This is a genomic window from Giesbergeria giesbergeri (assembly GCF_054779375.1).
Genome location: NZ_BAAGYJ010000001.1, coordinates 282754 through 306454, shown reverse-complemented (window position 1 = coordinate 306454; position 23701 = coordinate 282754). Strand labels below are relative to the sequence as shown.

Annotated in this window: 17 protein-coding genes, 1 tRNA gene and 3 pseudogenes; 9 read left to right on the top strand and 12 right to left on the bottom strand. The window is 58.2% G+C overall.

What is annotated here, in order from left to right:
* Position 1 precedes the first annotated feature (1 nt).
* Together ACYVB2_RS01430 and ACYVB2_RS01425 are read right to left on the bottom strand one after the other, a co-directional pair.
* Positions 2 to 276: pseudogene (locus ACYVB2_RS01430) on the bottom strand (transposase); the annotation flags it as partial.
* Between the two features lie 170 nt (positions 277 to 446).
* Positions 447 to 566: pseudogene (locus ACYVB2_RS01425) on the bottom strand (transposase); the annotation flags it as partial.
* A gap of 73 nt (positions 567 to 639) precedes the next feature.
* On the opposite strand from ACYVB2_RS01425, the gene ACYVB2_RS01420 reads away from it, so the two are divergent.
* Positions 640 to 2478 (top strand): sensor histidine kinase, encoded by a 1839-nt coding sequence (locus ACYVB2_RS01420; protein WP_382429749.1) that lies wholly within the window; start codon positions 640 to 642, stop codon positions 2476 to 2478.
* On the opposite strand, the gene ACYVB2_RS01415 is transcribed toward ACYVB2_RS01420, so the two are convergent.
* Complete coding sequence (locus tag ACYVB2_RS01415) at positions 2436 to 3185, bottom strand: response regulator transcription factor (RefSeq protein WP_382429751.1); 750 nt, start codon at positions 3183 to 3185, stop codon at positions 2436 to 2438. The two genes, ACYVB2_RS01420 and ACYVB2_RS01415, sit on opposite strands and share 43 nt — an antisense overlap.
* A gap of 216 nt (positions 3186 to 3401) precedes the next feature.
* On the opposite strand from ACYVB2_RS01415, the gene ACYVB2_RS01410 reads away from it, so the two are divergent.
* The 4 genes from ACYVB2_RS01410 (at position 3402) to ACYVB2_RS01395 (ending at position 13928) form a co-directional block, all read left to right on the top strand.
* Positions 3402 to 4265 carry an RCC1 domain-containing protein gene (locus ACYVB2_RS01410; RefSeq protein ID WP_382429753.1) on the top strand — a complete coding sequence of 288 codons (864 nt, stop codon included), beginning with the start codon at positions 3402 to 3404 and terminating at the stop codon, positions 4263 to 4265.
* Between the two features lie 759 nt (positions 4266 to 5024).
* Complete coding sequence (locus ACYVB2_RS01405) at positions 5025 to 6014, top strand: hypothetical protein (protein WP_382429755.1); 990 nt, start codon at positions 5025 to 5027, stop codon at positions 6012 to 6014.
* A gap of 5 nt (positions 6015 to 6019) precedes the next feature.
* The gene (locus ACYVB2_RS01400; RefSeq protein WP_382429757.1) at positions 6020 to 6496 is read left to right on the top strand and encodes an adenylyltransferase/cytidyltransferase family protein; all 477 of its coding nucleotides are present in this window, start codon (positions 6020 to 6022) and stop codon (positions 6494 to 6496) included.
* Between the two features lie 64 nt (positions 6497 to 6560).
* Positions 6561 to 13928 carry a DUF4347 domain-containing protein gene (locus tag ACYVB2_RS01395; protein ID WP_460534953.1) on the top strand — a complete coding sequence of 2456 codons (7368 nt, stop codon included), beginning with the start codon at positions 6561 to 6563 and terminating at the stop codon, positions 13926 to 13928.
* A gap of 385 nt (positions 13929 to 14313) precedes the next feature.
* Here the strand turns inward: ACYVB2_RS01395 and ACYVB2_RS01390 are convergent, their stop codons facing one another.
* Both ACYVB2_RS01390 and ACYVB2_RS01385 read right to left on the bottom strand, forming a co-directional pair.
* Complete coding sequence (locus tag ACYVB2_RS01390; protein ID WP_460534950.1) at positions 14314 to 15375, bottom strand: DctP family TRAP transporter solute-binding subunit; 1062 nt, start codon at positions 15373 to 15375, stop codon at positions 14314 to 14316.
* Between the two features lie 96 nt (positions 15376 to 15471).
* Positions 15472 to 15651, bottom strand: coding sequence for a hypothetical protein (locus ACYVB2_RS01385; protein WP_460534948.1), 180 nt, complete (start codon positions 15649 to 15651; stop codon positions 15472 to 15474).
* 81 nt (positions 15652 to 15732) lie between these two features.
* Here ACYVB2_RS01385 and ACYVB2_RS01380 point away from each other — a divergent pair, with 81 nt between their 5' ends.
* Positions 15733 to 17397, top strand: coding sequence for a sensor histidine kinase (locus ACYVB2_RS01380; protein WP_460534945.1), 1665 nt, complete (start codon positions 15733 to 15735; stop codon positions 17395 to 17397).
* A complete protein-coding gene (locus tag ACYVB2_RS01375) occupies positions 17394 to 18041 on the top strand; it encodes a response regulator transcription factor (protein ID WP_382431272.1) in 648 nt (215 codons plus the stop codon). The genes ACYVB2_RS01380 and ACYVB2_RS01375 overlap by 4 nt, the downstream gene beginning before the upstream one ends.
* 64 nt (positions 18042 to 18105) lie before the next feature.
* Here ACYVB2_RS01375 and ACYVB2_RS01370 read toward each other — a convergent pair.
* The 4 genes and pseudogenes from ACYVB2_RS01370 to ACYVB2_RS01355 all read right to left on the bottom strand — a co-directional run bounded on the left by ACYVB2_RS01370 (position 18106) and on the right by ACYVB2_RS01355 (position 20545).
* Positions 18106 to 19451 (bottom strand): annotated as a pseudogene (locus ACYVB2_RS01370) (dicarboxylate/amino acid:cation symporter).
* 239 nt (positions 19452 to 19690) lie between these two features.
* Positions 19691 to 19767, bottom strand: a tRNA-Pro gene (locus ACYVB2_RS01365).
* Positions 19768 to 19814: 47 nt separating this feature from the next.
* Positions 19815 to 20288, bottom strand: a complete 474-nt coding sequence (locus ACYVB2_RS01360; protein ID WP_382431767.1) for a molybdenum cofactor biosynthesis protein MoaE — start codon at positions 20286 to 20288, stop codon at positions 19815 to 19817.
* A gap of 26 nt (positions 20289 to 20314) precedes the next feature.
* Complete coding sequence (locus tag ACYVB2_RS01355) at positions 20315 to 20545, bottom strand: hypothetical protein (RefSeq protein ID WP_382431276.1); 231 nt, start codon at positions 20543 to 20545, stop codon at positions 20315 to 20317.
* 82 nt (positions 20546 to 20627) lie between these two features.
* Between ACYVB2_RS01355 and ACYVB2_RS01350 the strand changes: the two genes are divergently transcribed.
* Together ACYVB2_RS01350 and ACYVB2_RS01345 are read left to right on the top strand one after the other, a co-directional pair.
* Positions 20628 to 20882 carry a hypothetical protein gene (locus ACYVB2_RS01350; RefSeq protein WP_382431278.1) on the top strand — a complete coding sequence of 85 codons (255 nt, stop codon included), beginning with the start codon at positions 20628 to 20630 and terminating at the stop codon, positions 20880 to 20882.
* Position 20883: 1 nt separating this feature from the next.
* Positions 20884 to 21213 (top strand): hypothetical protein, encoded by a 330-nt coding sequence (locus ACYVB2_RS01345; protein ID WP_382431280.1) that lies wholly within the window; start codon positions 20884 to 20886, stop codon positions 21211 to 21213.
* Between the two features lie 58 nt (positions 21214 to 21271).
* On the opposite strand, the gene moaD is transcribed toward ACYVB2_RS01345, so the two are convergent.
* The 3 genes from moaD to ACYVB2_RS01330 are packed head-to-tail and all read right to left on the bottom strand — an operon-like array spanning position 21272 to position 23694.
* A complete protein-coding gene (gene moaD, locus ACYVB2_RS01340) occupies positions 21272 to 21523 on the bottom strand; it encodes a molybdopterin converting factor subunit 1 (protein ID WP_382431282.1) in 252 nt (83 codons plus the stop codon).
* On the bottom strand, positions 21520 to 22746 hold the full coding sequence (locus ACYVB2_RS01335; RefSeq protein ID WP_382431284.1) for a molybdopterin molybdotransferase MoeA: 1227 nt from the start codon (positions 22744 to 22746) through the stop codon (positions 21520 to 21522). The genes moaD and ACYVB2_RS01335 overlap by 4 nt, the downstream gene beginning before the upstream one ends.
* Positions 22747 to 22761: 15 nt before the next feature.
* Positions 22762 to 23694: a GGDEF domain-containing protein gene (locus tag ACYVB2_RS01330; protein ID WP_382431286.1), complete on the bottom strand. Its 933-nt coding sequence runs from the start codon at positions 23692 to 23694 to the stop codon at positions 22762 to 22764.
* Positions 23695 to 23701: the final 7 nt, after the last annotated feature.

The window sequence follows — 23701 nt, the reverse complement described above, 5'->3', positions numbered from 1 at the left end:
CAACACGAATGCTAGAGCGCAGATCCGAGGTTATCACCTTAAAGCAACCAGCCTGCAGCCAGCGGTGTGTTGGTTGGTATACCGCTTCCCAAGGAGGCAGATCATTGGGCAGCATGCGCCAAGGCGCTCCAGCACGCAGGAGTCAGTGCAGGGCGTTCAGGACTTCGCGCAGATCATGGTGACGCTGTGGAGCCTTGGTGGTGATCAGTGCCAAGACGATAGAGCGAAATCCCATTCTTCGTCGCTGACATCGGTAGGGTAGGCTTTGTGGGGCATGACTACAATTCACTCTGCTTCTGGGTCAAGTCAGAGTTCATAACACGCTCTAGTAGAATTTGGCGGGGACGCCGATCATGTGGAGTTACTCATTGATCAGGATGCCCGTCAAACCCGGTTCTTCAGGGCCGGGAAGGATAGCGCGGACACCGCAGGTGTCCTGTGAGCGATCAATGCGGCGTTTGCTGTTGTTGAATGTACTGACGAATCGCCTCGATAGGTACCCCGCCACAACTGCCCGCAAAGTACGATGGAGACCATAGTGATCCACCCCAGAGTTTTTGTTGGATCATGACAATCCATGCGCCACTGATTCATCTTTGGGGATTATTTTTATGTTTGATTTTCAGTACAGGAACTGCAGTGGCGCAAGACCTGTCTGGACAGTGGCTGTTGCACTGGGATGATGCTGGCACGCAAACTGCGCAGCAAGTGATTCAACCCCACATTGCGTGGCAGCTCGATACGAACCATGGCTTCTTTGGCTACCGTAGCGGGGTGCTGTGGCTGCGTTTTGATGTGCCTGCCACACCAACGAAACTGGCTGCATCCCATGGCCACATACTGCTGCTAGGGCAGCCCTATCTTGATCGGATGGAGTTGTACCTTTGGGGTGCCTCCGAGCCATTGGCAGTAGTGGGGGATTCGGTACCCAGCAAACCAGAACGGGTGCATCCCACCCGCCACGGGGTGCGTCTGCCAGTGAGCACACAGCCACAAACGTGGTTATTACGGATACAAACCACTAGCGCCATGAATATCTCCGTTCGTCTCATTGAGGAGGCCAAACTTATTCAAACCCTGCCCACTGAACTGCTGTCTGCAGGGGCTATTTTTACTTTATACCTATTAGCGGCGGGCATGTATACCGTGTCTGCGGCGGTATTGCGTCAACCGATTCAATGGTCTTATAGCTTGTACATGGTGTGCTTGTTAGCCATTTTTGTCGGAACCCAACAGCCATTACTCCTGAACGACCTGATGGGTTCACCAGGGTGGGCGAACTGGGTCACAGGCTTTGGAATTTTGATAGTTCCTGCTGCGAGTGCTTTATTGTGGGCCAGGGCGCTGGATTTACGTCACACCAAGCCACAGTGGTTGCGCATATATCAAGGTATCTTCGTGTTTTTTATATGCAGCTTGGGCACTATCAACACAAAGGCCTACCGATGGGCTGCTTTGGCTGCCTTGCTGGGGGTATTAGTGTTGATTGTATTCAGCATTGGTTTGGCCATATGGTTCATGAGGTGCTATCCCGCCAATCGGTTGCAATTGGGGCTTTTTGTGTTGGCTTTTGCTGTTAGTGTGCTTGCCGCCGTTGCATTAAACCTGAGTGTGGCCGGGATTATTACTTCTAATCCTTGGTTTAGTTTGGTGTTTGATGTATCAGCACTGGTGCATGTGGTGCTGCTGGCGGTGGCTACCAATTGGTCTGTGCTCCACAGTGAGAGAAAAAACCGCGAGGCTACATTTCAAAAACGCCAGTTGGCTGAGCAGCAGGTTCAGATTCGGGCATTCTCTGCTTTTGTAGCACACGAGTTGCTCAACCCGCTGGCGCGCATCGGACGCTCCGCCGAAATGGCATTGCGTGAATGGGTCGGGCCAGAGCGCACACGACGGCGTTTGAGTGATATGCGAGCTTGGGCTTTTGAGTCGGGCAAGTTGGTTGAAGTGTTTTTAAACAATGCGGCACTGCAATCGGGCCAGGCACAATTGCGGCCCGTCTCTGTCAACTTGGCCGAGTGGATGCAAGGCGTTTATACCGAATTTACCCTTAACTACCCTCAGGCCCGGCTGCACATTATTTGGCCCCAAGATCAAGATATTTCTGTGGTGCTAGATCCGTTGTTGGGCAAGCTGGCCCTAGAAAATATCCTGATTAACGCACTGAAATATGCTGGGCAGAAAGGTGAAATTACCATTCAGGCCCAAACACAAGGCACAGGGGTGACACTGACGGTAGACGACGAGGGCCCTGGCCTGCGGCCCGAGCAATACGCCTTGGTAGGCCATAGTGCCTTGTTACGCCCACCCACACAAGAGCAGCCGGGCTTTGGCTTAGGCCTGTCGTTGGTGGCACACATTGCCAAGGCCCACGGTGGTCAATTACATGCTCAACCCCGCCACCCTCGTGGCGTGCGCTGGGTACTAGAGTTTGGTCAGGTGGCGGCATCCGACTCTCGTCCCGGCACAAACGCATAGCCATTGGCATAGCTCGCGCGTAGCGGCAAGTCAAACCCTGTCTGGCGCCGAACCTTGGCACGAATTCGGCTGATGACAGCATCTAGGTTGCGACGATTGATCTCGGTATCTTCCTTACCTACCAGTTGCAGGAGCACAGGTCGAGGCACAGGGTCTCCCTTGGCTAATACGGTGGCTTGTACCAACCGAAATTCGTTGACCGACAGCAACGCTTCTTGCCCTTGGGGAGCCTGTAGACATTGATCATTTTCACGCAAGACCCAGCCCGTAGCCACAGCGGGGGGCTCTGGCGGGCTGACATCTCGGACATTCCAACGCAAGCGGCGCAGCACGCTTGCCACCGTGGCCTCTACGAGTGGCAAAGTGGCCGTTTTGAGCAAATAGGCATCCGCCCCAACTTGCAGGCCCGCTTGCTGGTGCTCAACACCACTGCGACTGGTGAGCATGACTACGCCTATCCCCGGCCAGCGGGTGCGTAGCACACGACACACATCCAGGCCATCCAGGCCAGGCAACCCCAAATCCAAAAGTACCAAATGGGGGTGGAGCAAATCGCTCACAGGGGCGAGTTGTTCATAACTGGCAAAACCCACCGCTCGATAACCCTCGGCCCCCAAAAAATCAACCAAATCGTCACGCAAGCTAGCGTCATCGTCGATCACAAAGAGAATCGGGCTACCAATCGTGGTGGGAACAGATGTATGCATGGTTTGCTAACTATAGGGCGCATGCGACCTGATGTGGGTACTAACGGAGGGGTAGCGCAAGAATTGGCAAGAATTGGTAAGCATTGATTAGACATCTGTCGATCTTTGCTGCCTAAGATGGCTACCGTTCTTTTTGCTATAAAAATAGCAGCTTATTTTGTCGATCTTTTGAAGTGTTGCACTTCATTTTTAGACCTTCAAGACTGGGTTCCCACCATGTTCGCAGCCAGCCCATCGCACGATCTGCTTTTGCATCGCCTGTATGCGCTTGGTCATCGCCAATTTGGTGGCCTGTGGCTAGGCCATCTCTGGGGTCATTCCCATGTTCTGCCGTGGGCCAATCCCACACCTCTGTTCATACACTATCGTTACCCTACTTTAAGTAAGACCCGCCAGCGCAATGAATGGGTGTTGCTGTTAAACAATAGTGTTGCCGTGGCAGCGGAGATCACGCAGCGGTGCTCTACCGATGCTGCCTTTGCGGCACTCCGAAGCGACGGTTCGGTGGTGACTTGGGGCCATTCTTCTTACGGGGGTGACAGCAGTGCTGTCCGTGCTGCACTGGCCTCAGGGGTCACGCAGTTATGCGGGAGCAGTGCGGCATTTGCGGCACTCAAGGCCAATGGTGCCGTGTTCACTTGGGGTAGTGCGCGCAGCGGGGGCGATAGTCGTGCGGTTCGCACTGCACTGGCCTCGGGGAACACGCAGTTGTGTGCAACCGGCTTTGCGTTTGCGGCACTCAAAAGCGACGGCTCGGTGGTCACTTGGGGTGCTGCCCATTACGGCGGCAACAGCAGTGCGGTCAGTACTGCGCTGGCCTCAGGGGTCACGCAGTTGTGTGCAACCGGCTTTGCGTTTGCGGCACTCAAAAGTGACGGCTCGGTGGTCACTTGGGGGGACTCCCATAACGGTGGTAACAGCAATGCTGTTCGCAGAGCGTTGGCCTCCGGAGTCATACAGTTGTTTGCGAACGATTTTGCCTTTGGGGCGCTCAAAAGCGATGGCACGGTGGTCACTTGGGGCGGTAGGCGCCACAGTGGTAACAGCCGTGGCACCCATACGGCGTTTGTTTTGGGTTGACATCCTCTCCGGGCTAAACCCCGGAGATTCCTACTGCTAGACGGCGATGCCCCGCCGCATCAGCTTGCACTGACTTATTCAGCAAGATGCCTACCTTTCGGATTCCACTAATGGACGGCAAATTACCGGAGATTTCTGTGCTCGATTCCAAGTGCCTAATGGCGGGAGAATTCGGAATCTTGTTTACACGGGCAAGAATTTTAGCACCTAAGAACGGCTACGCCGTTCGCGCTCTCAACCCCGGACTGAACTCCGGGGCTTCCCGCGTACCGGGTGACACAGGCTTTTGTACAAGGTAACGCCTTTACAGCCAGCACAAGCAATGGAGTTGCGGTGTCTTAAAGGGGGGCAGTGCAAGGTTTGGCAAGGTTTGGTGATGATTGATTAGACATCGATCCATCTCTTCAGCCTAGGATGGTGGCGGTCTAGGTCGCGTTTTGCCATGTTCCCCACTCAACATCCCCTACTGACGGTAGCTCCCGTCCATCATCTGACAGCAGTGGATGCACAACCTGTCGCTGTCTCTGGTTCGATGGACACAGGCTCACGGGCCAATGCACGCCTTGTTTGTACGCCTACCTCAGCCCATGTGAACCAGCAAGCGCAGATGCTCCGTTGGCTATCCGTAGTGTTCGCTTTGCAGCATGCTGTTGTCGTGTTGTTGGCCGGTTGGCTCGATGTGTACTCACCAGCATCCGGTTCACACGCGCTCTATGCATCATGGCTGTCCTATCCCAGAGGGTAGGTGCTGTGATGCACATGCGTACCATTACCCTTTCCGATCCAGACGCAGTGTGGCAGGCCGCACATGCCATCCTCACGCAGCCCCATGCGGTGGCTATCTTTGCCAAGGCTTTGTCGTTGCTGCCAACGGACGGGCAGGGCTTTGCCAAGATGCACCGCATCCGACTGGAGCTGTGCCACGGTTTAGCGTTATTTTCCGCCAACCAGATGGAAGCCTGTTTGGCCGTGTTGCACACCGCCGCGCAACGCGCCGCCCGTCACCCCTTGCCTGCTCCCACGCCACAGCCCCCTACGGCCATGGATACCGATGCTGGCTTGGCCCTGTTGCGCCATACCCTCGTGGGCTTGGCGGCACTGGGGCTGACGGCTTTTCCCACGGCAGGCTCTTTGTTGGGCCTGGTGCGCGAAGGCCGCCTGCTGCCCAAAGACAAAGACTTGGACGTGGGGGTGCCCTTTGGGCAACTGCAAACGGCTGCCAACGCCATGCCCACACTGGGCTGGAAGCCCGCGCGGGTAACCGTGAACGCTGTTAATTTTCGCAGTTTTGTGCATACACAACATCCGGTCACGCTGGATTTGTTGGGCTACGAATGGGATGCCACCCAGCCATGTGTATGGGGTGGTTGGTGGCCTGTCGGTTTGCCACGTGAGCAAGGCCGCTTGCTCAAGCTGGCCCCCATTCAACTGGAGCTCACATCCCACCCGTGGGGCATGCACTGGGCCGTATGCCAGCCCGAGCAACTGCTGATGCAACTGTACGGCCCAGGTTGGCGCACCCCCGATGGTGCATTTGACGGCACGCTGGAAACCCCCGCCCTGCACGCCCACACCCACTTCACCCGGGCTTGGGGTGCGCTGCGCGTACTTGAAGCCTGGCTGCAAGGGCAGGCCCAGCTAGTGGCCCGCCGCTTGCACATTCTGGCCAAGTTGGATGCCACCGACCCTGTGGTACGTGCCTTTACTGCGCCTGATGCCAGCCCATTACCACTTGGATTGCCGTATTGATAGTCATGTTGACGCACTCCCCCCATCCACCAGCCAATCCCCTCCCCCCTGATGCCCCTGTGGTGGGCGGCACCATTGGTGCCTTTGATCTGCTCCATGTCGGACACCTGCGCTTTTTGACTGCGGCACGCCAGCACTGCCAATACCTGAAGGTAGGCGTTGGCACCGACCGACTGCTGCGCCACGTCAAAGGGCGGGCCACCGTGTGCCACGAGGCGCACCGTCTGGAAGTGATTCAGGGTCTGCGCTGTGTGGACGAAGCCTGTCTGTTTGACGTAGGGCTGGATCAAACCACCCAAGCCACCCGCTGGCTGGCCGACTGGGGCGTAAACACCCTGTTTGTCAGCAGCGAGTGGATAGACACCCCCCGCTGGCAACGCCTGCGGCCTTTGCTGGCCCAGCATGGCCTGATTTGCCGGGTGCTGCCTTACACCCAAGGCATTTCGAGCACGGCGCTGCGGCAAAAAGTGCTTCACCCATAAAGCGCCCCGAGGTTTTTGGCCTCTGTTTTTTCTAGCACCACTCTTTAATCTCTAGGAAACCCCCATGATCTCCACCCCCGACCTTTTAGGCACCTCGTACACCAGCGGCCAGCCCGACCAGAACCACGCGCGCACCGAAGTTGCTTTTGTGCTCGACAACGTGACCGACTGGCAGACCTTGGCCGCAGGCGTACGCCCCGGCGTGGAGGTGGTTGTGTTGGACAGCCGGGGCAATGGCCTGGCGCAAATGGCCGACTGGCTGGCGCACAAAGCGTCGGGCACTGTCGATGCCATTCACCTGTTAACACATGGCAGCGCAGGCACCATCCAACTAGGCGCGCTGACACTAGAGGCCAGCAACCTTGATGAACACAGCAACACGCTGGCGCAAATCGGCCAGAGCCTGAGCGCCGAGGGCGATTTTTTGCTCTATGGCTGCAATGTGGCCAGCGGCACCATGGGCATAGACTTTATCGGCACACTGGCCCAAGCCACGGGGGCCGACATCGCTGCCTCTAGCAACCCCACTGGCGCGGCCAACTTGGGGGGCGATTGGAGGCTAGAAACCACCCGTGGCCTGATTGAAACCGCCCCCATAGCGGCTCCCGCATGGCAACAGGTGTTGGCCAGCCCGGTGCTCAATGCCACCGCATCCCCCACGCTGGGCACCGTGCCGGCCAATCTGAGCGCGCCCACCGATGGCAGCACCGCCAACAGTGTGCTGGTGAGCAGCTTGATAGACAACGGTGGCAACTTGAACAACTACAGCGATGCCGATAATGACCCGGCGGGCATCGCCATCACCGGGGTGAACAGCAACGGCACGCTGTACTACAGCACCGATGGGGGGGGGCACTGGACGCAACTGACGGGCACGGTATCGGACAGCTCGGCGCTGGTGTTGAAAGCCGATGCCGACAACCGCCTGTATTTCCAACCCCAGGCCAATTACAACGGCAACCTGAGCAATGCCATCACCTTCAAGGCCTGGGATGGCACTGGGGGGTGGAGCGATGGGCAAACCGGGGGAAGTAGCGCACCCATATTGGTAGGCTCCTACGTCACCGGCAGTTCTGCGCGGAGTATCGCCGTCAGTGGCCACTACGCCTATGTGGGGAATAACTTAACGGGCCTGCAGATCATCGATATCAGCAACCCCGCCAGCCTCACGTGGGTAGGCACCTTCAACACCGGCACCGTTCCGGCGGTCGCCGTCAGTGGCAACTACGCCTATATGGCGGCTGGCACCACGGGCCTGCAGATCGTAGATATCAGCAACCCCGCCAGCCCCACGCCGGCAGGCACCTACGACACCAGCGGCTCTGCTCGGGGAGTCGCCGTCAGTGGCAACTACGCCTATGTGGCAGATGGCTCCTCGGGCCTGCAAATCATCAATATCAGCACCCCCACCAACCCCACGTGGGTAGGCGGCTACAACACCAGCGGCAATGCTATGGGTGTCGCCGTCAGTGGCAACTACGCCTATGTGGCGGATGGCAGCGCGGGCCTGCAGATCATCAATATCAGCAGCGACCCCGCCAATCCCACGCTGGTACGCACGTACGACACCAGCGGCAATGCTCAGGGTGTCGCCGTCAGTGGCAACTACGCCTATGTGGCGGATGGCACCGCGGGCCTGCAGATCATCGATATCAGCAACCCCGCCAGCCCCACGCCGGCAGGCACCGGCCCCTCATTACTCTTCTCAGCCACTGGTGTTACCGTCAGTGGTAATTACGCCTATGTGACGGATTTAGCGAAGGGCCTGGAGATCATCGATATCAGCAACCCCGCCAACCCCACGTTGGCAAGCGCCTACTACACCAACGGCATGCCCTATGGTGTCGCCGTCAGTGGCAACAATGCCTATGTGGCGATGAGCGGCTGGGGCCTGCAAGTGATCCAGCCTGTGTTGGGGTTTTCGGCAGCCACGGATACGGCCAGCCTGGCGGTGGGGGATACCACAGCCCCTGGGCCACCGGCCATCACCAGCGTCAGCGACGATGTAGACCGCATCATCGGCCCAGTGGCTTCGGGGGGCTTGACCAACGACGCAACACTGACCGTGCGCGTCTCGCTCACAAACACCGATGCCGTCGCTGGCGACACGGTGCAGTTGTATCTGAACAGCACGATAAATGAGATGGCAACTGCCACCTTGGGCGCGAACGACATCCTCAACGGCTACCTGGATATCACCACCCCGGCACTGAGCGCCGGAACGTTGAGTATTACCGCCTTTATCACCGATCAGGTGGGCAACCGCAGCACTAGCTCTACCAGCCACACCGTCACCCTCGACCTGACGGCCCCCAGTGCCCCCACCGCCATAACGCTGCTATCTGACATAGGTATCTCGAATAGCGATGGCATTACCGGAAAAGATCATAACTCCATCAATGTGAGCGGCTTGACGGCAGGCAACACATGGGAGTACTCAACAGATGGCGGCCAGAGCTGGAGCGCAGGCACGGGCTCCAGTTTTACCCTGGCCGAGGGCAGCTACGCGGCCAACACCATTCAGGCCCGCCAGATCGATGCCGCAGGCAACATCGGCGCGGTAGCACAGATGGCCAGCGCGGTGGTGATTGACACCACCGCACCCACTTTGGATGGTAGCCACTCCAGCCCTGCGGACGATGCCACCAACGTAGCGGTGGGCGACGACATCGTGATCGACTTGTCCGAAACCATCGCTTTTTTCGGCAGTGGCACCATCACCCTGCGCAACGTCACCGACAACACAGTGGCGGGCTCCTTCGACATATATTACGATGGCCCTTCTGTTGCTGCCAACCCGTTTGGTTCACTCACCTGGAGTGGCGACAAGCTCACCATTAACCCCGACTCAGACCTGCTCAAGGGCAAGACCTATGCCGTGCAATGGAGTGGGACTTTGCTGTATGACAGCGCAGGCAATGGGCTGGCCGCCATTACCGACGACACAACCTATAACTTCAGCACGGTGGCGCCCAGCCAGGCACCCACCCTCACCCATCTGGCCTCTGATAGCCTGAGCTTTACCGAAGGCGGCCTTGCTGCACCAATCGACCAAGCAACGCCAGCGGCTGTGGCCGATACTGATTCGGCTGACTTTGACACCGGCACGCTCACCGTGTCGATGGCGGCCAACCGAAACAGCACCGAGGATGTGCTAGCTATCCGCCACCAAGGCACAGCCGCCGGAGACATTGGGGTACTGGGCAGCGATGTCACCTACGGTGGTACCACCATTGGCACCTTTACTGGGGGCACCGGCAGCGACGACTTGGTGGTGACTCTCAATGCCAATGCCACCGCCGCTGCCACACAGGCGCTGGTACAGAACATTACCTACCAAAACACCAACACCACCGACCCCAGCACCGCAGCGCGCACCGTGCGCTTTGTGCTCAAGGATGGCGATGGCGGCACTAGCAGCAACACCGATACCACGGTCAACATCACTGCCGTCAACGATGCCCCAGCATTGAATGCCAATGGCATCAGCCCCACCTTCACCGAAGACGGTGGGGCTGTCCCATTGTTTGGCAGCTCTAACGCCAGCACCCAAGAAGCAGGGCAACTGCTGACCGGCTTGACCCTGACGGTTTCCAATGTGTCAGACAGCACCGAGCAGTTGGGCATTGATGGCAGCACCATTGCCCTGACCCACGGGGGCAGCGGCACAACCAGCACCAATGGGATGTCCTACAGCGTCAGCGTCACCGGTAGCACGGCTACGGTCACGCTGACCAAGACGGCTGGTATTTCCGTCTCGACCATGGATGCCTTGATCACGGGCATGACCTACAGCAATACCAGCCAAGCCCCCAGCACTGCCAGCACCCGAGTGGTCACCCTCACGTCCATTCAAGACAATGGCGGCACAGCCAACGGCGGCGCAGACACAGGCACCCCGAGCGGTTCCCCCGCAGTGGCCACGGTCACGTTGGTAGCCACCAACGATGCCCCCGTGATAGACCTCAACGACACCACCGGCGGTAATGACCACAGTACCCTTTTTGTGGCTGGCGGGTCAGCGGTGGCAATGGCCAATAGCAACGCCACCTTAACCGATGTGGACAGCACCCATCTGGCCTCCCTGACCGTGACACTGAGTAGCCGACCTGATGGCGATAATGCAGAAAGTCTATCCTTGAACACTGCCGCGCAAGCGGCTGCCACTGCGGCCAGCCTGAGCGTTGGTTACACCGCTGCCACAGGTGTGCTCAACATCACCGGCTCGGCGGCAGTGTCCGTCTATGAGACGGTATTGCGCGGGGTGATTTACTACAACACCACTCCGGTGGACAACGCCACTCTAGGCAATCGTGCCGTCACGGTGGCAGCCAATGACGGCGTGGACACCGCCACTTTGCGAACATCCACAGTCACGGTGGATGTGGTGCCCACCATCACCAGTGCCACCTACAACGCGGCCACCCATACCTTGGTTGTCACGGGCGCTAACCTGCCAGAGAATCCTGGGGCTAACAATGACATTGACCTCAGTAAGCTCACCCTCACCGGCGAAGGGGGAGAGACGGTCACGCTGAGTGGTTCCTCCATCGAACTGACCGGCACGGACAGCTTTGGTGTGCCGCCGCAGACACCTATCACCCAATTTACCGTGATTTTGAGCAATGCAGCCGATTTGGCGCTAGAGAGCTTGCTCAACAAAAACGGGCTCACTTCCACCAGTGGCACGGCCTACAATCTCGCCGCTGCTACGGGCTGGGCACCGGGCTACGCCAACACACCCGCCGATACCACCGACAACCCCATCACGGTCAGCAACGTTCCTGTTCCGACAATCACGTCGGCCACCTATGACGCAGCTACCGGCACCTTGGTGCTCACCGGCACGGGGTTCTTGAAACGCAGCGGTGCCACCAACGACATAGTGGCCAACAAATTGACCTTCACGGGCGAAGGCGGAGAGACCTACACCTTGACCGACACGGCTAATGTGGACATTGCTAGCGGCACAGCAGCCACCCTCACGTTGAGCGCCACCGACCAAGCTGCTTTGAATCTAATCATCAACAAAAACGGCACCAGCTCCACCATTGGTACCCCCTACAACTTAGCCGCAGCAGAAGACTGGGCCGCAGGGGCCGATGCCACGACGACCACCACAGCCGACCTCACCAGCAACGCCGTCACGGCCAGCAATGTCCCGGCCCCCACCCTGACCAGTGCCACCTACAACGCCAGCACGGGCGTACTGGCCGTCACCGGGACGGGGTTCCTCAAACGCTCCGGCGCTACCAACGACATTGATGTCGGCAAATTGACCATCACCGGCGACGGCACGGCCTACACGCTCACTTCCAGCAGTGTCGAGATCACCGATGGCACCAGCTTTAGCGTCACCCTCAATGCTACCGACAAGACAGCATTGGCAACCGTGCTCAACAAAAATGGTGGCAGCAGTACGGGCGAAGTGACCTACAACCTGGCGGGGGCCGAAGACTGGGCAGCCGGTGCCGAAGCGGAGACCACGGTGGCTGATCTCGTCGACAACAGTATCACGGTGTCAGGCATCAGTGCCGGGGGTGGGGGTGATCCAGCCCCGGCTCCAGCTCCAGCTCCGGCTCCGGCTCCGGCTCCGGCTCCGGCTCCAGCTCCAGCTCCAGCTCCAGCTCCAGCTCCAGCTCCAGCTCCAGCTCCAGCGCCCAACACCGAAACTGTCGATGGCACGACAGTACAAACACAGACCAGCACCCAAACAGGCAGCGATGGTCAAACTACCACCACCACGACCCAAACCATTGCCCCTGTCAGTGACAGCCGCGCCGAAGACCCCAACACCCCCAATGGCGCGCTGGCCGATATCCCACTGGTCAAGAACAGTAGCGGTGAACCGCTGCTGCAAGTGAGTCTGCCTGTGGGGGTGGGCTTGATCTCTGAAAGCACCCAAGGCAGTGGCTTGAGCCTACGTGAAAAACTCATCCAGGCCAGCGAGCCACGCATAGATCTGCCCGCCGACTTTATCGAAGTGCTGGATCAAGGCATTGACCAATATGTGCCCGGCGTCATCAACCAAGACCAAGTCACCGTGCGCACCGTCACCATGACGATGGCTCCGGGCAGTACGGCTCCCACACAGCCCATCGTGATTCGAGGCACCACCGGCACCGGCGAGGATGATAGCGCCAACCCCCAACGCGCCGAAGCCTTGGTGATTGACGCCCGCCAGCTTCCGCCCGGCACCGTACTCGATTTGAGTCTGGTCGAGTTTGCCATCGTCATTGGCCCCACCACGGCCATGGGTGGTAGCGGGCGCAACTTTGTTATTGGCGATGGCAGCGCACAATTTTTGGTGCTCGGCGCCGATGACGACGTGCTGCGTGGCGGTGATGGCAACGACACCATTGGCTCCAAAGGCGGCGACGATCAACTCTTTGGCGATGGTGGTAACGACTGGGTGGTCGGTGGCATTGGCAACGACACCTTGCAAGGCGGCGATGGCAACGACCTGCTCCAAGGCGGCCCCAGCGATGCGGGGCAGTGGCGTTTTGCTCTGACACCTGCAGGGCACTTGCAAGTGGACTTCACCCCCAGCAGCACCGAGTTGGCCGACAGCACTAGCTTGCACTTGGTCAACAGCTGGAGCAACGGGCATGGCAGTGGCCTAGTCACTGATGCGCGCTTGGCGTGGATCTATGACAACTACCAATTGGCCCAAGACACCACCTTGCTGGTACACGCACTGGGTGCAGGTTTACCGACGCTGGTAAAAATGGGCACGTTTGCGGGAGGTGACTTTAGCAGTGAGCAACTGGGCAAGATGGCCCATGACTACTGGCTGCAAACCCACCCTGCATTAGCCCAACAGCCCCTACCAGAACAGATCGCAGCAGTGATTGATCAGGTGTGGGGTGCGGGCCAAGCCACGCCTACCCTCACGGCCTTGGGGGTCGACTACCTCAACGCTGGTGGCAGTTGGTCAGCGATCTGGCTGGCTTTGGCACGCCACAGCCGCCACGCCAGCGCGCTGACCGATACCCAAGGCAATCTGCTGCTGGTGGATCAACCGCTCAGTGAAACGGGCTGGTCGTTTGAAGCGGGCAATAACAGCCTACAGGGCGGAGCGGGCAACGATGTACTGGTGGGAGGCAGTGGCAGCGATGTACTTGATGGAGGCGAAGGCACAGATATCGCGGTGTACTTTGGTCGGCCCTCGGATTACGAAGCAGCCCTGACAACCAATACCAGCACCGGGGTAGCTGATGCTCTCATCCGGCACAAGACCACGGGCATCGTAGACGTCATACGCAATATGGAGTTGTTACAGATGGGGGGGGTGTTGTACCAAGTTCCGGTGGGGCTGCCCCAGCCCGCAGAGAATGTGTATGTCGAGCTCAAAGATTATGTGCAACTGGTGCCCACAGCCGCTTTGACAGGCGTGAGTTGGTACACAGGGTCGGTGGATTCGTTCTCCTAGAGCGTGTTATGAACTGCCAGCGGTAGCTAAGATCTGGCTCGCCGCTGGCCACATCAGCACCACAAACACCAGAAAGTTAGGACGGCCTTGTTCGCCTCAAGCAACACGAATGCTAGAGCGCAGATCCGAGGTTATCACCTTAAAGCAACCAGCCTGCAACCAGCGGTGTGTTGGTTGGTAGACCGCTTCTCAAACAGGCAGATCATTGGGCGGCATGTGCCAAGGTGCCACCGCACGCACGAATCAGTGCCAAGTACGGCAGAATGAAATCCCATTCTTCGTTCCTGACATTGGTAGGGTGGGGTTTGCGGGACATAGCCACAATTTGCTCTGCTCTTGGGTCAAGTCAGAGTTCATAACATGCTCTAGACGCGCGTTGGCCCGCTTAGCGGGCACCGGCACTGCTGGCCCGGATCGCTGCCAGCATGGCTGGATCAATCCAGGCGCTTGCCTGTCGGTAGACTGGGGCCAGTGTTTCGCGCCACAGTGCCAACATCTGGGCCGTGGGCTCATGCACGGTCAGTTTGCCGCTGGCCTTGAGCAGCTCCAGCGCCCGCTGGTTTTCTGCCTCGGCAATGCTGTTGGCGTATTGTGTGGCTTCGTGCAAGGCCAGGCGCAGTGCTTCACGAATGTCGTAGGGAAGTTGGTTCCAAAATTGCCGGTTCACCAGCACCACATAAGCCAGATAACCATGCCGGGTGACGCTCAAATGGCTTTGTACATCGTGCAGGTGCTGGCTGTAGATGTTGGTGGGTACGTTTTCTTGACCATCGAGTTGGCCTGAGCGCAGTGCCTCGTACACATTGGCCATGGGGTGTATGGACACATCGGCCCCCAGCGCCTTCATCTGTGACACCAAAATACGCGACGATTGAATCCGGATTTTGATGCCACGAAAGTCGGCGGGGCTTAGCAGCGGACGGTTGGCCGTAAACACCTTAAAACCGTTGTCCCAAAACGCCAAGCCTTGCAGGCCGCTGGGCTCCAAGCGCCGCAGCAGGGTGGCTCCTACGGGGCCATCCACGGCCGCCCGAAAGGCCGCATGGTCTTTGAACAGAAAAGGCAGGTCAAACACCTCAAAATCGCTGCCTCCCACGGTGGCGAGTTTGGACAGCGAGGTGGCCAGCATTTGTACGGCACCAATTTGCAGTGCCTGCAATTCTTCCCGGTCTTTGTAGAGCGTGCTGTCGGGGTAGACTTCTACCCGCACTCGCCCAGCTGTGCGGGCTTCGGCCAGTTCTTTAAATTTCAATGCGGCCTTGCCTTTGGCCGTATCGGCCCCCACCACATGGCTGAACTGGATGATGATGGGATCTTTGGCCGTTTGTGCTTGGGCTGTGGTGTCAGGCAAGGGCCAACCGTTCGCCATAGCCAGCGCCAACGCACTGGCAAAGCACCGGCGCGTCAAAGCTGGGGGGGAGTTTTTGGGGGGGCTGGGGTTGCGCATGGTCTTGTGTGGTCAATCCTAGAATGCACAAATGCTAGCGGCTCACCTTCCTACCCCATTCCGTCCTATGGTGAGGGCGTCTTTTGTCAAACGCAACTACTGGCTGCTGCCTAGTTTGTTGGCGCTGGTGTTTGTGTTGATGGTCGGGGCTTGGGCATCGGTAAACGATGCTGCTGAACAGCGTGCATTTGCCCAAACATTGGCCTCCGATGCCGCCAGTGTAGAGGCACAGATAGCGGCCCGCTTGGAGGTGGAGCGGGCGCGTTTGCGTGACATTGCCCGCCAACTGTCGCTGGGGTCGTCCAGAAACCGCACTGGCTTTGCCGAATTGGCAGAGGTGCAGGCAGCGTTGCAGCGTTGCAGCGTTTATCCAACCGATTGGTGTGGTTGGATGACAAGCTGCGCCTGTTGGCCAGTGCCGAGCGCCAAGTGCGCTGGAGCACGCTGGAGGACAGTGCTGATTTGCGCATCCAAATGCGCGGGCAGGCCGAGCATTTGGTGGTGCCTGCCCCCAGAGGTGACGGGCAGCCCGGAGGTCAATTGCTGGCCCGTTACGAAATCACCGACCTATTGGGCAGTACCGATCTGGCCTGGCTGAACCGTCGCTACGAGGTATCATTTTTATCAGAGTTGGGCGAGGTCATCGCCACCACAGCGCATCCGCAGCGCATGGCCCACGGTGCCCCGTTTGAGCGGCACTTGGCTTCCTCTGCCGACACCCGTCTTATTCTGCGCCCCTACGACATGCCCATCCTTTGGTGGCGCAGCCCGCGCACCTTTGCCCTGTTGGCGGGCTTGTTGTTGCTGGGGGCCGGAGGCTCCTTGCTGTTGCGCCGCGAAATGCGACGCGTAGCCCAAGCCGTGGCCGATGCCCAAACTGAAGCGGCCTGGCGGCAGTCGATGGAAGATTCGGCCTTGGTGGGTTTGCGCGCCCGAGATACTGAGGGCAGCATCCTCTACGTGAACAAAACCCTGTGCGATATGGTGGGCTACAGTGCGCAGGAGTTGATTGGCTCTCGGCCTCCGCTGCCGTTTTGGCCGCCCGACGCCGTGGATGCCATGATGGCCCGCAACCTTGATACCTTGGCCGGAGCTGCCCCAGCCACAGGTTTTGAGAGCCGTTGGCAGCACCGCGATGGTCACTTTATTGACGTGATGATTTTTGAGTCCCGACTGCATGATCCGCAGGGCCAGCACTTGGGCTGGATGGGGTCTATCGTCGATATCAGTGATCGCAAATTGCTGGAAGAAAAAAACCGCCGCTATACCGCGCTGATGGCCCAACATGCCCGTCTGAGCGATTTGGGGTTGCTGGCTTCGGAGTTGGCGCACGAGCTCAACCAGCCGCTGGCGACTGTGATTGCCTACAGCTCGGGCCTGTCGATGGCCGTGCGCAAAATGGAGCAAGCCAGCCCCGACATCTTGGCCGCCTTGGATGCCTTGCAACAGAATGCCCGCAAGGCGGGCGATATTGTGCATTGGATTCGGCGTCAAACCAGCCGTGTGCCTGCCCAACACCAGTGGTTGGATATGGCCGTATTGGTGGCCGAGGTGCTGGCAATGCACCGGCACACCTTCCAGCAAGCTGGCATGGTGCTGGAGTGGACTCCCCCTGGCATTGCGTGCCCTGTATTGGCCGATCGTGTGGGCATAGAGCAGGTGTTGGGCAATCTGTTGCGCAATGCCTTAGAAGCATTGTCGGAGCAGCAAAGCCCGACGGGCCATGTCCAGATCACCCTCACCCCGCGCCATGCCCCGGAAGGGGGTGTCGGGAGCGTAGAGGTTGCTGTCTGTGACAACGGCCCCGGTGTGCAAGGTCGCAATATTGACGATCTGTGCGCCACCTTTTATTCCACCAAAACGCAGGGCATGGGCTTGGGGCTGGGCATCTGTCGCTCCATTATCGAGGCGCATGGCGGCACTTTGACGGCCAGCGATGCAGAATCTGGTGGTGCCATCTTCCGTTTTGCCCTGCCTATGGCAGCACCATTGCCACCCTCTCTGCCGGAGTCTTTGCCATGAGTACGCTTTTTCTCTGCGACGATGATGCGGGCGTGAGTGGTGCGCTGTCATTTTTGTTGCGGCAATATGGTTTTGAGGTACGCGCCTACAGCAGTGGCCCTGAACTGCTGGCTGCCATAGATGCTTTGCCGCCACCGGTGCGTGGTGTTTTTTTGCTCGATGTGCGCATGGAGCCAATGTCGGGGCCACAAGTGCATGAGCAATTGTTGCAACGTGGCTTGCGCCAGCGCAACCCGGTGATTTTTCTGACCGGCCACGGCGATATTCCGATGGCTGTGGCGGCTATGGCCAGAGGGGCGCTCAACTTTGTGGAAAAGCCTTACACCGATGATTCCCTGATTGCCATTTTGCGTGACGCATTGGTGCAAGAAGCCCAGTGGCAAGCGGCGGCCAAGCGGGCTGAGTTTTTGCAATCGATGGTAGAAAGCCTGACCCCACAACAGCGCCGCGTTGCGGTGCTGGTAGCCGCAGGCGATTTGAACAAGGTCATTGCCGCCAAGCTCAACATTTCTGAGCGCATGGTCGAAGTGCACCGCGCCAAGGTGTTTGAGAAGTTGGGGGTCGATTCAGCCGCCGCCTTGGCGACCACTGTGGCCGACATCCGCGCTTGTGGCTTGGAGCTATCCCCCCCCGAGGCTGCTTAAAACCCCAAAGCCGTGGCAGACGGATGCTGCCACGGCTTTGGGGGTGTCCATCTGAGGGGTGGATTTAGCGGGTGGCAGGGGCCACTGCCATGTGCTCTTGGCGCTCATCCATCAGCACTTCAGGCTCTTGGGCTTCTACTTGGGTGGGGGCATCCAAGCCTTGTTGTAAGCGTTGCATGTCCAAGTCCCCCGTCCATTTGGCTACGACCAAAGTTGCCACGCCATTGCCAACCAAATTGGTCAGGGCACGGGCTTCGGACATAAAGCGATCAATGCCCAGAATCAGCGCCAAACCAGCCACTGGCACACCGCCCACTGCCGACAGCGTGGCTGCTAACACAATAAAGCCACTGCCCGTAATACCTGCGGCGCCCTTGGAGGTTAGCAACAGCACAGCCAAGTGAGTTGCTGCGTCAAGGTCATGGGGGTGTCGGTGGCTTGGGCAATGAAAACTGCTGCCATCGTCAGGTAAATCGACGTGCCATCCAAGTTGAACGAATAGCCAGTAGGAATCACCAAGCCCACCACCGATTTGCGTGCGCCCAGGTTTTCCAATTTTTCCATCATGCGCGGCAGCACCGATTCTGACGACGAAGTACCCAGCACAATCAACAGTTCTTCCTTGATGTAGCGGATGAACTTGACGATGCTAAAGCCATGCAAGCGGCTGATGATGCCCAACACGACAAACACGAACAACAGGCAAGTCAGGTAGAACGTACCCATCAGCTTGCCCAGCGAGAACAACGAGGCAATGCCGTATTTGCCGATGGTGAAAGCCATCGCACCAAACGCACCCACGGGAGCGACCTTCATGATGATGCCGACAATGTCAAACAGCACATGCGAGAAACGTTCGATAAAGTCAAACACCAGTGTGCCCCGGCCACCAAACTTGTGCAGTGCAAAGCCAAACAGCACCGAGAACAGCAGCACTTGCAAAATTTCGCCCTTGGCAAAAGCATCTACCACCGAAGACGGAATCACGTTGAGCAAAAAGTCCACTGTGCCCTGCATTTTGCCGGGGGCCGTATAGGCAGAAATACTCTTGGTATCGAGCGTGCTGGGGTCCACATGCATGCCGCTGCCCGGTTGCAGCAGGTTGACCACCACCAACCCAATCACCAGTGCGATGGTGGACACAACTTCAAAATACAGCAGGGCCAAGCCGCCGGTCTTGCCGACCTTTTTCATGTCCTCCATACCCGCAATACCCACCACCACAGTACAAAAGATGATGGGGGCAATAATCATCTTGATGAGCTTGATAAACCCATCTCCCAGTGGTTTGAGGTCGGCGCCCAGTTGTGGGTGAAAGTGGCCCAAGCATACGCCAGCGATCACGGCGATTAGCACCTGGACGTAAAGGGATTGGTAGAGCGGCTTGCGCTGCGGTGTTGGTGACGACATGGGTGTCCCCTGCTGAAAGTGAGTGGAAACAGCGCCTGTGGTGGCGCTGGCCTATACCCGTGACGATAGGGGGGAGGCACTTTCTAGCCAAGTGTGGGGTTCCACATCAGGGTTAACCCTAAACCATTTCTCCAGTACCTTTGCGCGTACATGGCTTTTGGTTGGGGGGGACATGGTGCAATACCGTGCCCATGAAAAAATCCCGCTTACTGTTGCCAATAAGCGGGATTTTATCGATATGGTCGGTGTGAAAGGATTCGAACCTTCGACCCCTTGCACCCCATGCAAGTGCGCTACCAGGCTGCGCCACACACCGAAGAATTGAATTATATACCTGAAAAATCCATCATTTCAAGATGGCACCTAATTTTCTGCATCAGACTGCCAACGAGCCAGTGCTGCGGCATCACTGCTGCGGGCATCCAGCCAGCGGGCACCTGTCAGAGTGTGTTCTTTTTTCCAGAACGGGGCCTGCATTTTGAGATGGTCCATCAAAAATTCGCAGGCAGTAAAAGCCTCTGCCCGGTGGATGGCCGTGACTGCCACCAGCACAATGTGGTCAGAGGGTTGCAAACGGCCCACACGGTGGATGATGCGCGCTCCCAAAATGCCAAACCGGCTGATGGCCTGCTGCGCCAGTGCCATGATGGTGCGCTCGGTCATGCCAGGATAGTGTTCCAGCTCTAAGGTAGACACGGTATCGCCTGCATGGCATTCACGCACGGTACCTACCAGGCAACAGACAGCACCCACCCGGGGATCTTGTCTGCGCAGGGCAGCCAACTCGGTAGAAATATCGAAGTCAGCGGTTTGCACTGCCACATGCAGTGCTGGCATAAGGGGCATGATCGGCAGCGTTCTTTTTATGGGGAGCGGTGCAAGCGGGGAGCGGCCAGCATGGCACGCTCTTCCTCCACCACTTTATCTAGCTGCTTTTGTGCTGGAGTAGAGGGCAAGGTGGCTAGCAGGGTTTGCAGTCGGGACAGATCTGCCACCGTGGGCGCTACCTTGATTTGGGCCACGGCCGCAGGCAACTGCCCCGATTTGACCAGTGTAAACACCTTGGTCGCCCATTCGTTTTTTCCTCGCGCCATTGTCGCCTTTCTGTGAGTCCGGCACAAATGCCGGTAGCATGGGGCTGCACTTTAACGCTCCTTTAACCCACATTGGCACGCTATGGCCACCTCTACCATCACTACTGCCACCTACCAACTGTATCCATCACCGCGCAACCACAGTAACACCTTGTTTGCCCATGAGTTGTTTGTGCCTTACCCCTATGCACTGATCCATCTGCCCGATTACAACCTTGCAGGTGCCGCCACTTTGTTTGCAGCCTGTCGGCTGGCCGATCAAAAAATGGGGCAATTGGTGACGTTTGAGTTGCCCGCCGATCTGGCCCGGTTTGAGCGCCTGTTCACTCCTGATTGATATGTCTGACAGCGAAAACCAGATTTTCGTCCCGCCCTCTTTCATTGCCCTGTACAGCGATGCCCGTGGGCGTTTGCGTGAACGCCCCGCTTGGGTACGCGAACGCTATGAACTGTGTGAAGACTTGGCCGGGCATCTGGTGGGGCAGGCACAAACGCTGTACCAGTTGCAGGTGCCTTCGGAGTTTGAGGTGCTGCGCCGTATTCATGCTGGGTTGAGCAGTGCAGATGCAGGCTTGTTGGCAGAAGAATCGGTGTGGGTGGTTTGCCGTTTGGCCGAGCTATTGGAGTGGCCATGTCCTGAACTCAAGCCCATTGCGTCTTCAGAATGAGGGCATCTTGACGGCTGAGGAGCGACGGCATTGGTGGTACGCAGGCCGTGGACTGGGCTTAGCCGCCGGTCACGGGAGGAAAAAATGCAACTTCGGCACCGTCACTCAAGGGGGCAGAGGTCTGGCAGAGTTGTTGATTCAGGGCCATACACACCCCAGGTGGCTTGGTAGCCAAGCCTGCATAGGCACCACCACGTTGTACCAAGTGGTCACGCAACGCTCCCACGGTCGCCGCTTCGGTGGTTACGGTTTCTTGGGATACGCCCAATGCTTCTCGGATGGACGCAAAATAGAGCACGGTAATTTTCAAACCAAAAGCTCCGAAAACGGTAGAAAGCGTACCGTGTCTCCAAAAGCAATGGGTTGTCCAGCGGCTTTGTCCACCAAGCCATCACCCCAGAGCATAGAGGTCAGCACCCCAGAACTTTGGTTGGGGAACAAGTCCAGCCCTCCAGAGGCATTACGGCGCACGCGCAAAAACTCACGGCGTTGGTCTGGGTGTGGGCAAGCAAAATCAGCACGGGCCAAGCTAGCGTGTGGCGCCACGGCGTGGACTCCTTGCAGGCGCAGCAGGAAGGGGCGTACCAATACCGCAAACGTGATCAGGCTGGACACAGGGTTGCCTGGCAGCCCAATAAAATGCGCGGCCCCCACACGGCCATAGGCAAAAGGCTTACCCGGTTTGATGGCAATTTGCCACAGATCCAAGCGTCCGAGTGCTTCTACGGCGGGTTTGACATGGTCTTCTTCGCCTACGGATACGCCACCGCTGCTCAGGATCAGGTCGTGGTGGGCGCTGGCCTCTTGCAGTAGAGCCAAAGTGGCTTCACGCTGATCGGCAACGGTGCCCAGATCAGTCACTTCACAACCTAGGCGCTGCAACAAGGCCCGTAAAAAGAAGCGGTTGCTGTTGTAAATGGCGCCAACAGGCATCGCGTCGGGGGCTATCTCGCCTGGCATGACCAACTCATCCCCGGTGGAAAACAGAGCTACTCGTGGACGCCGTACCACCAGCAGGTCTGCCAGACCGACACTTGCAGCCAAGCCCAATGCGGCAGGGGTCATACGGGTGCCTGCCGCCAGCACCACAGTGCCACGGGCAATATCTTCACCGGCCCGACGTATCCATTGGCCGGGTACGGGAATAGTATGGCATTGCACTGTGCCTTCGGGTAGGGACGTACAGTCTTCTTGCAGCACGATGGCATCGGCCCCTGCTGGGACTGGTGCGCCAGTAAAGATGCGTGCCGTTGTTCCTGATGCCAATGCACTGCCCGCACTGCCTGCGGTCAGGCGCTGGGAGATAGGCAAAACAGTACCTGTGCTTTGCACATCAGCGCAGCGCACGGCATAACCGTCCATCGCACTATTGTCTTGGGGTGGCACATGCAACGCTGAGATCACCTCTTGTGCCAGCACCCGGCCATCGGCCATGAGTGTGTCTACCCGTTCATGGTCAGGCAGGGGCTGGGCGTGGGCCAGCAGTTCTGCCAAGGCATCGTCTAGCGGTTTCAGTGGGTTGGTGCGCCCCATGATTACCTTTCTTATCTAGCGGGGGGAGTCGCAAACGGCAATCCGTTGCCCAGTGCGTTTGGCGGCATACATGGCCGCATCCGCTTGGGAAAGCAATGATTGGGCGGCTGTTGCGTCCCGAGGATAACAACTCAAGCCAATGGCCGCGCCCACGGCCCATTCGCTGGCCTCCTGTGCCATTTGCGTGAATACGGTCACCAGCGTTTGCTGGAGTCGCTCGCGCTGCACTTCCAAGGTGGCCGTAGGTGTAGGAGCCAACACCGCAAATTCATCCCCCCCTAGCCGGGCCACCAGCCATTGCTTTGCACAATGCGCGCGCAAGCCTGCGGCCACTTGGCGCAGTATTTGGTCGCCAGCCGCATGGCCAAAACGGTCATTGACGGCTTTGAAGCCATTGAGGTCGATAAAGGCCAACACCACAGCATGGTGGGGATCTGGTGTCTGTGGGATGTGATCGTCCAACCAGCGGTCAAATGCGGCGCGGTTTGCCAACCCGGTCAGTGGATCGGTCTGGGCAATCAAGGCCAGCTGCGCCATACGTTGTTTTTCTTGTGTGATGTCGATCACGACACCACACATCAAGGCGGGTTGGCCGTGCCCGTCGTACAGCATGTTGGCCAGTTCGCGGTGCCAACGCAACTCGCCCGAGGGCCAGAGAAAGCGATATTCGACATTGAGCGCAGCGATGCCACTTTTGCAGTCCAATTCAGCGGCCAGCAGCATGGCGCGGTCATCGGGGTGAACCCGATCGTAAAAATCGACCGGGTTGGCATACTGGGGGTCTTTGCCGAAGGCCCGGATTTCGTACACTTTGTCAGACCAGTGCCATTGATCTTTTTGGCGCTCCCATTTGTAAACGCCAATACCCGCAAACTCCAGTGCCTTTTTGTACCAAAGGATTTCTTCTTGCAGTAACACCAAGTCTTGGTGCAGGGGACGGTCACTCATGGCGACA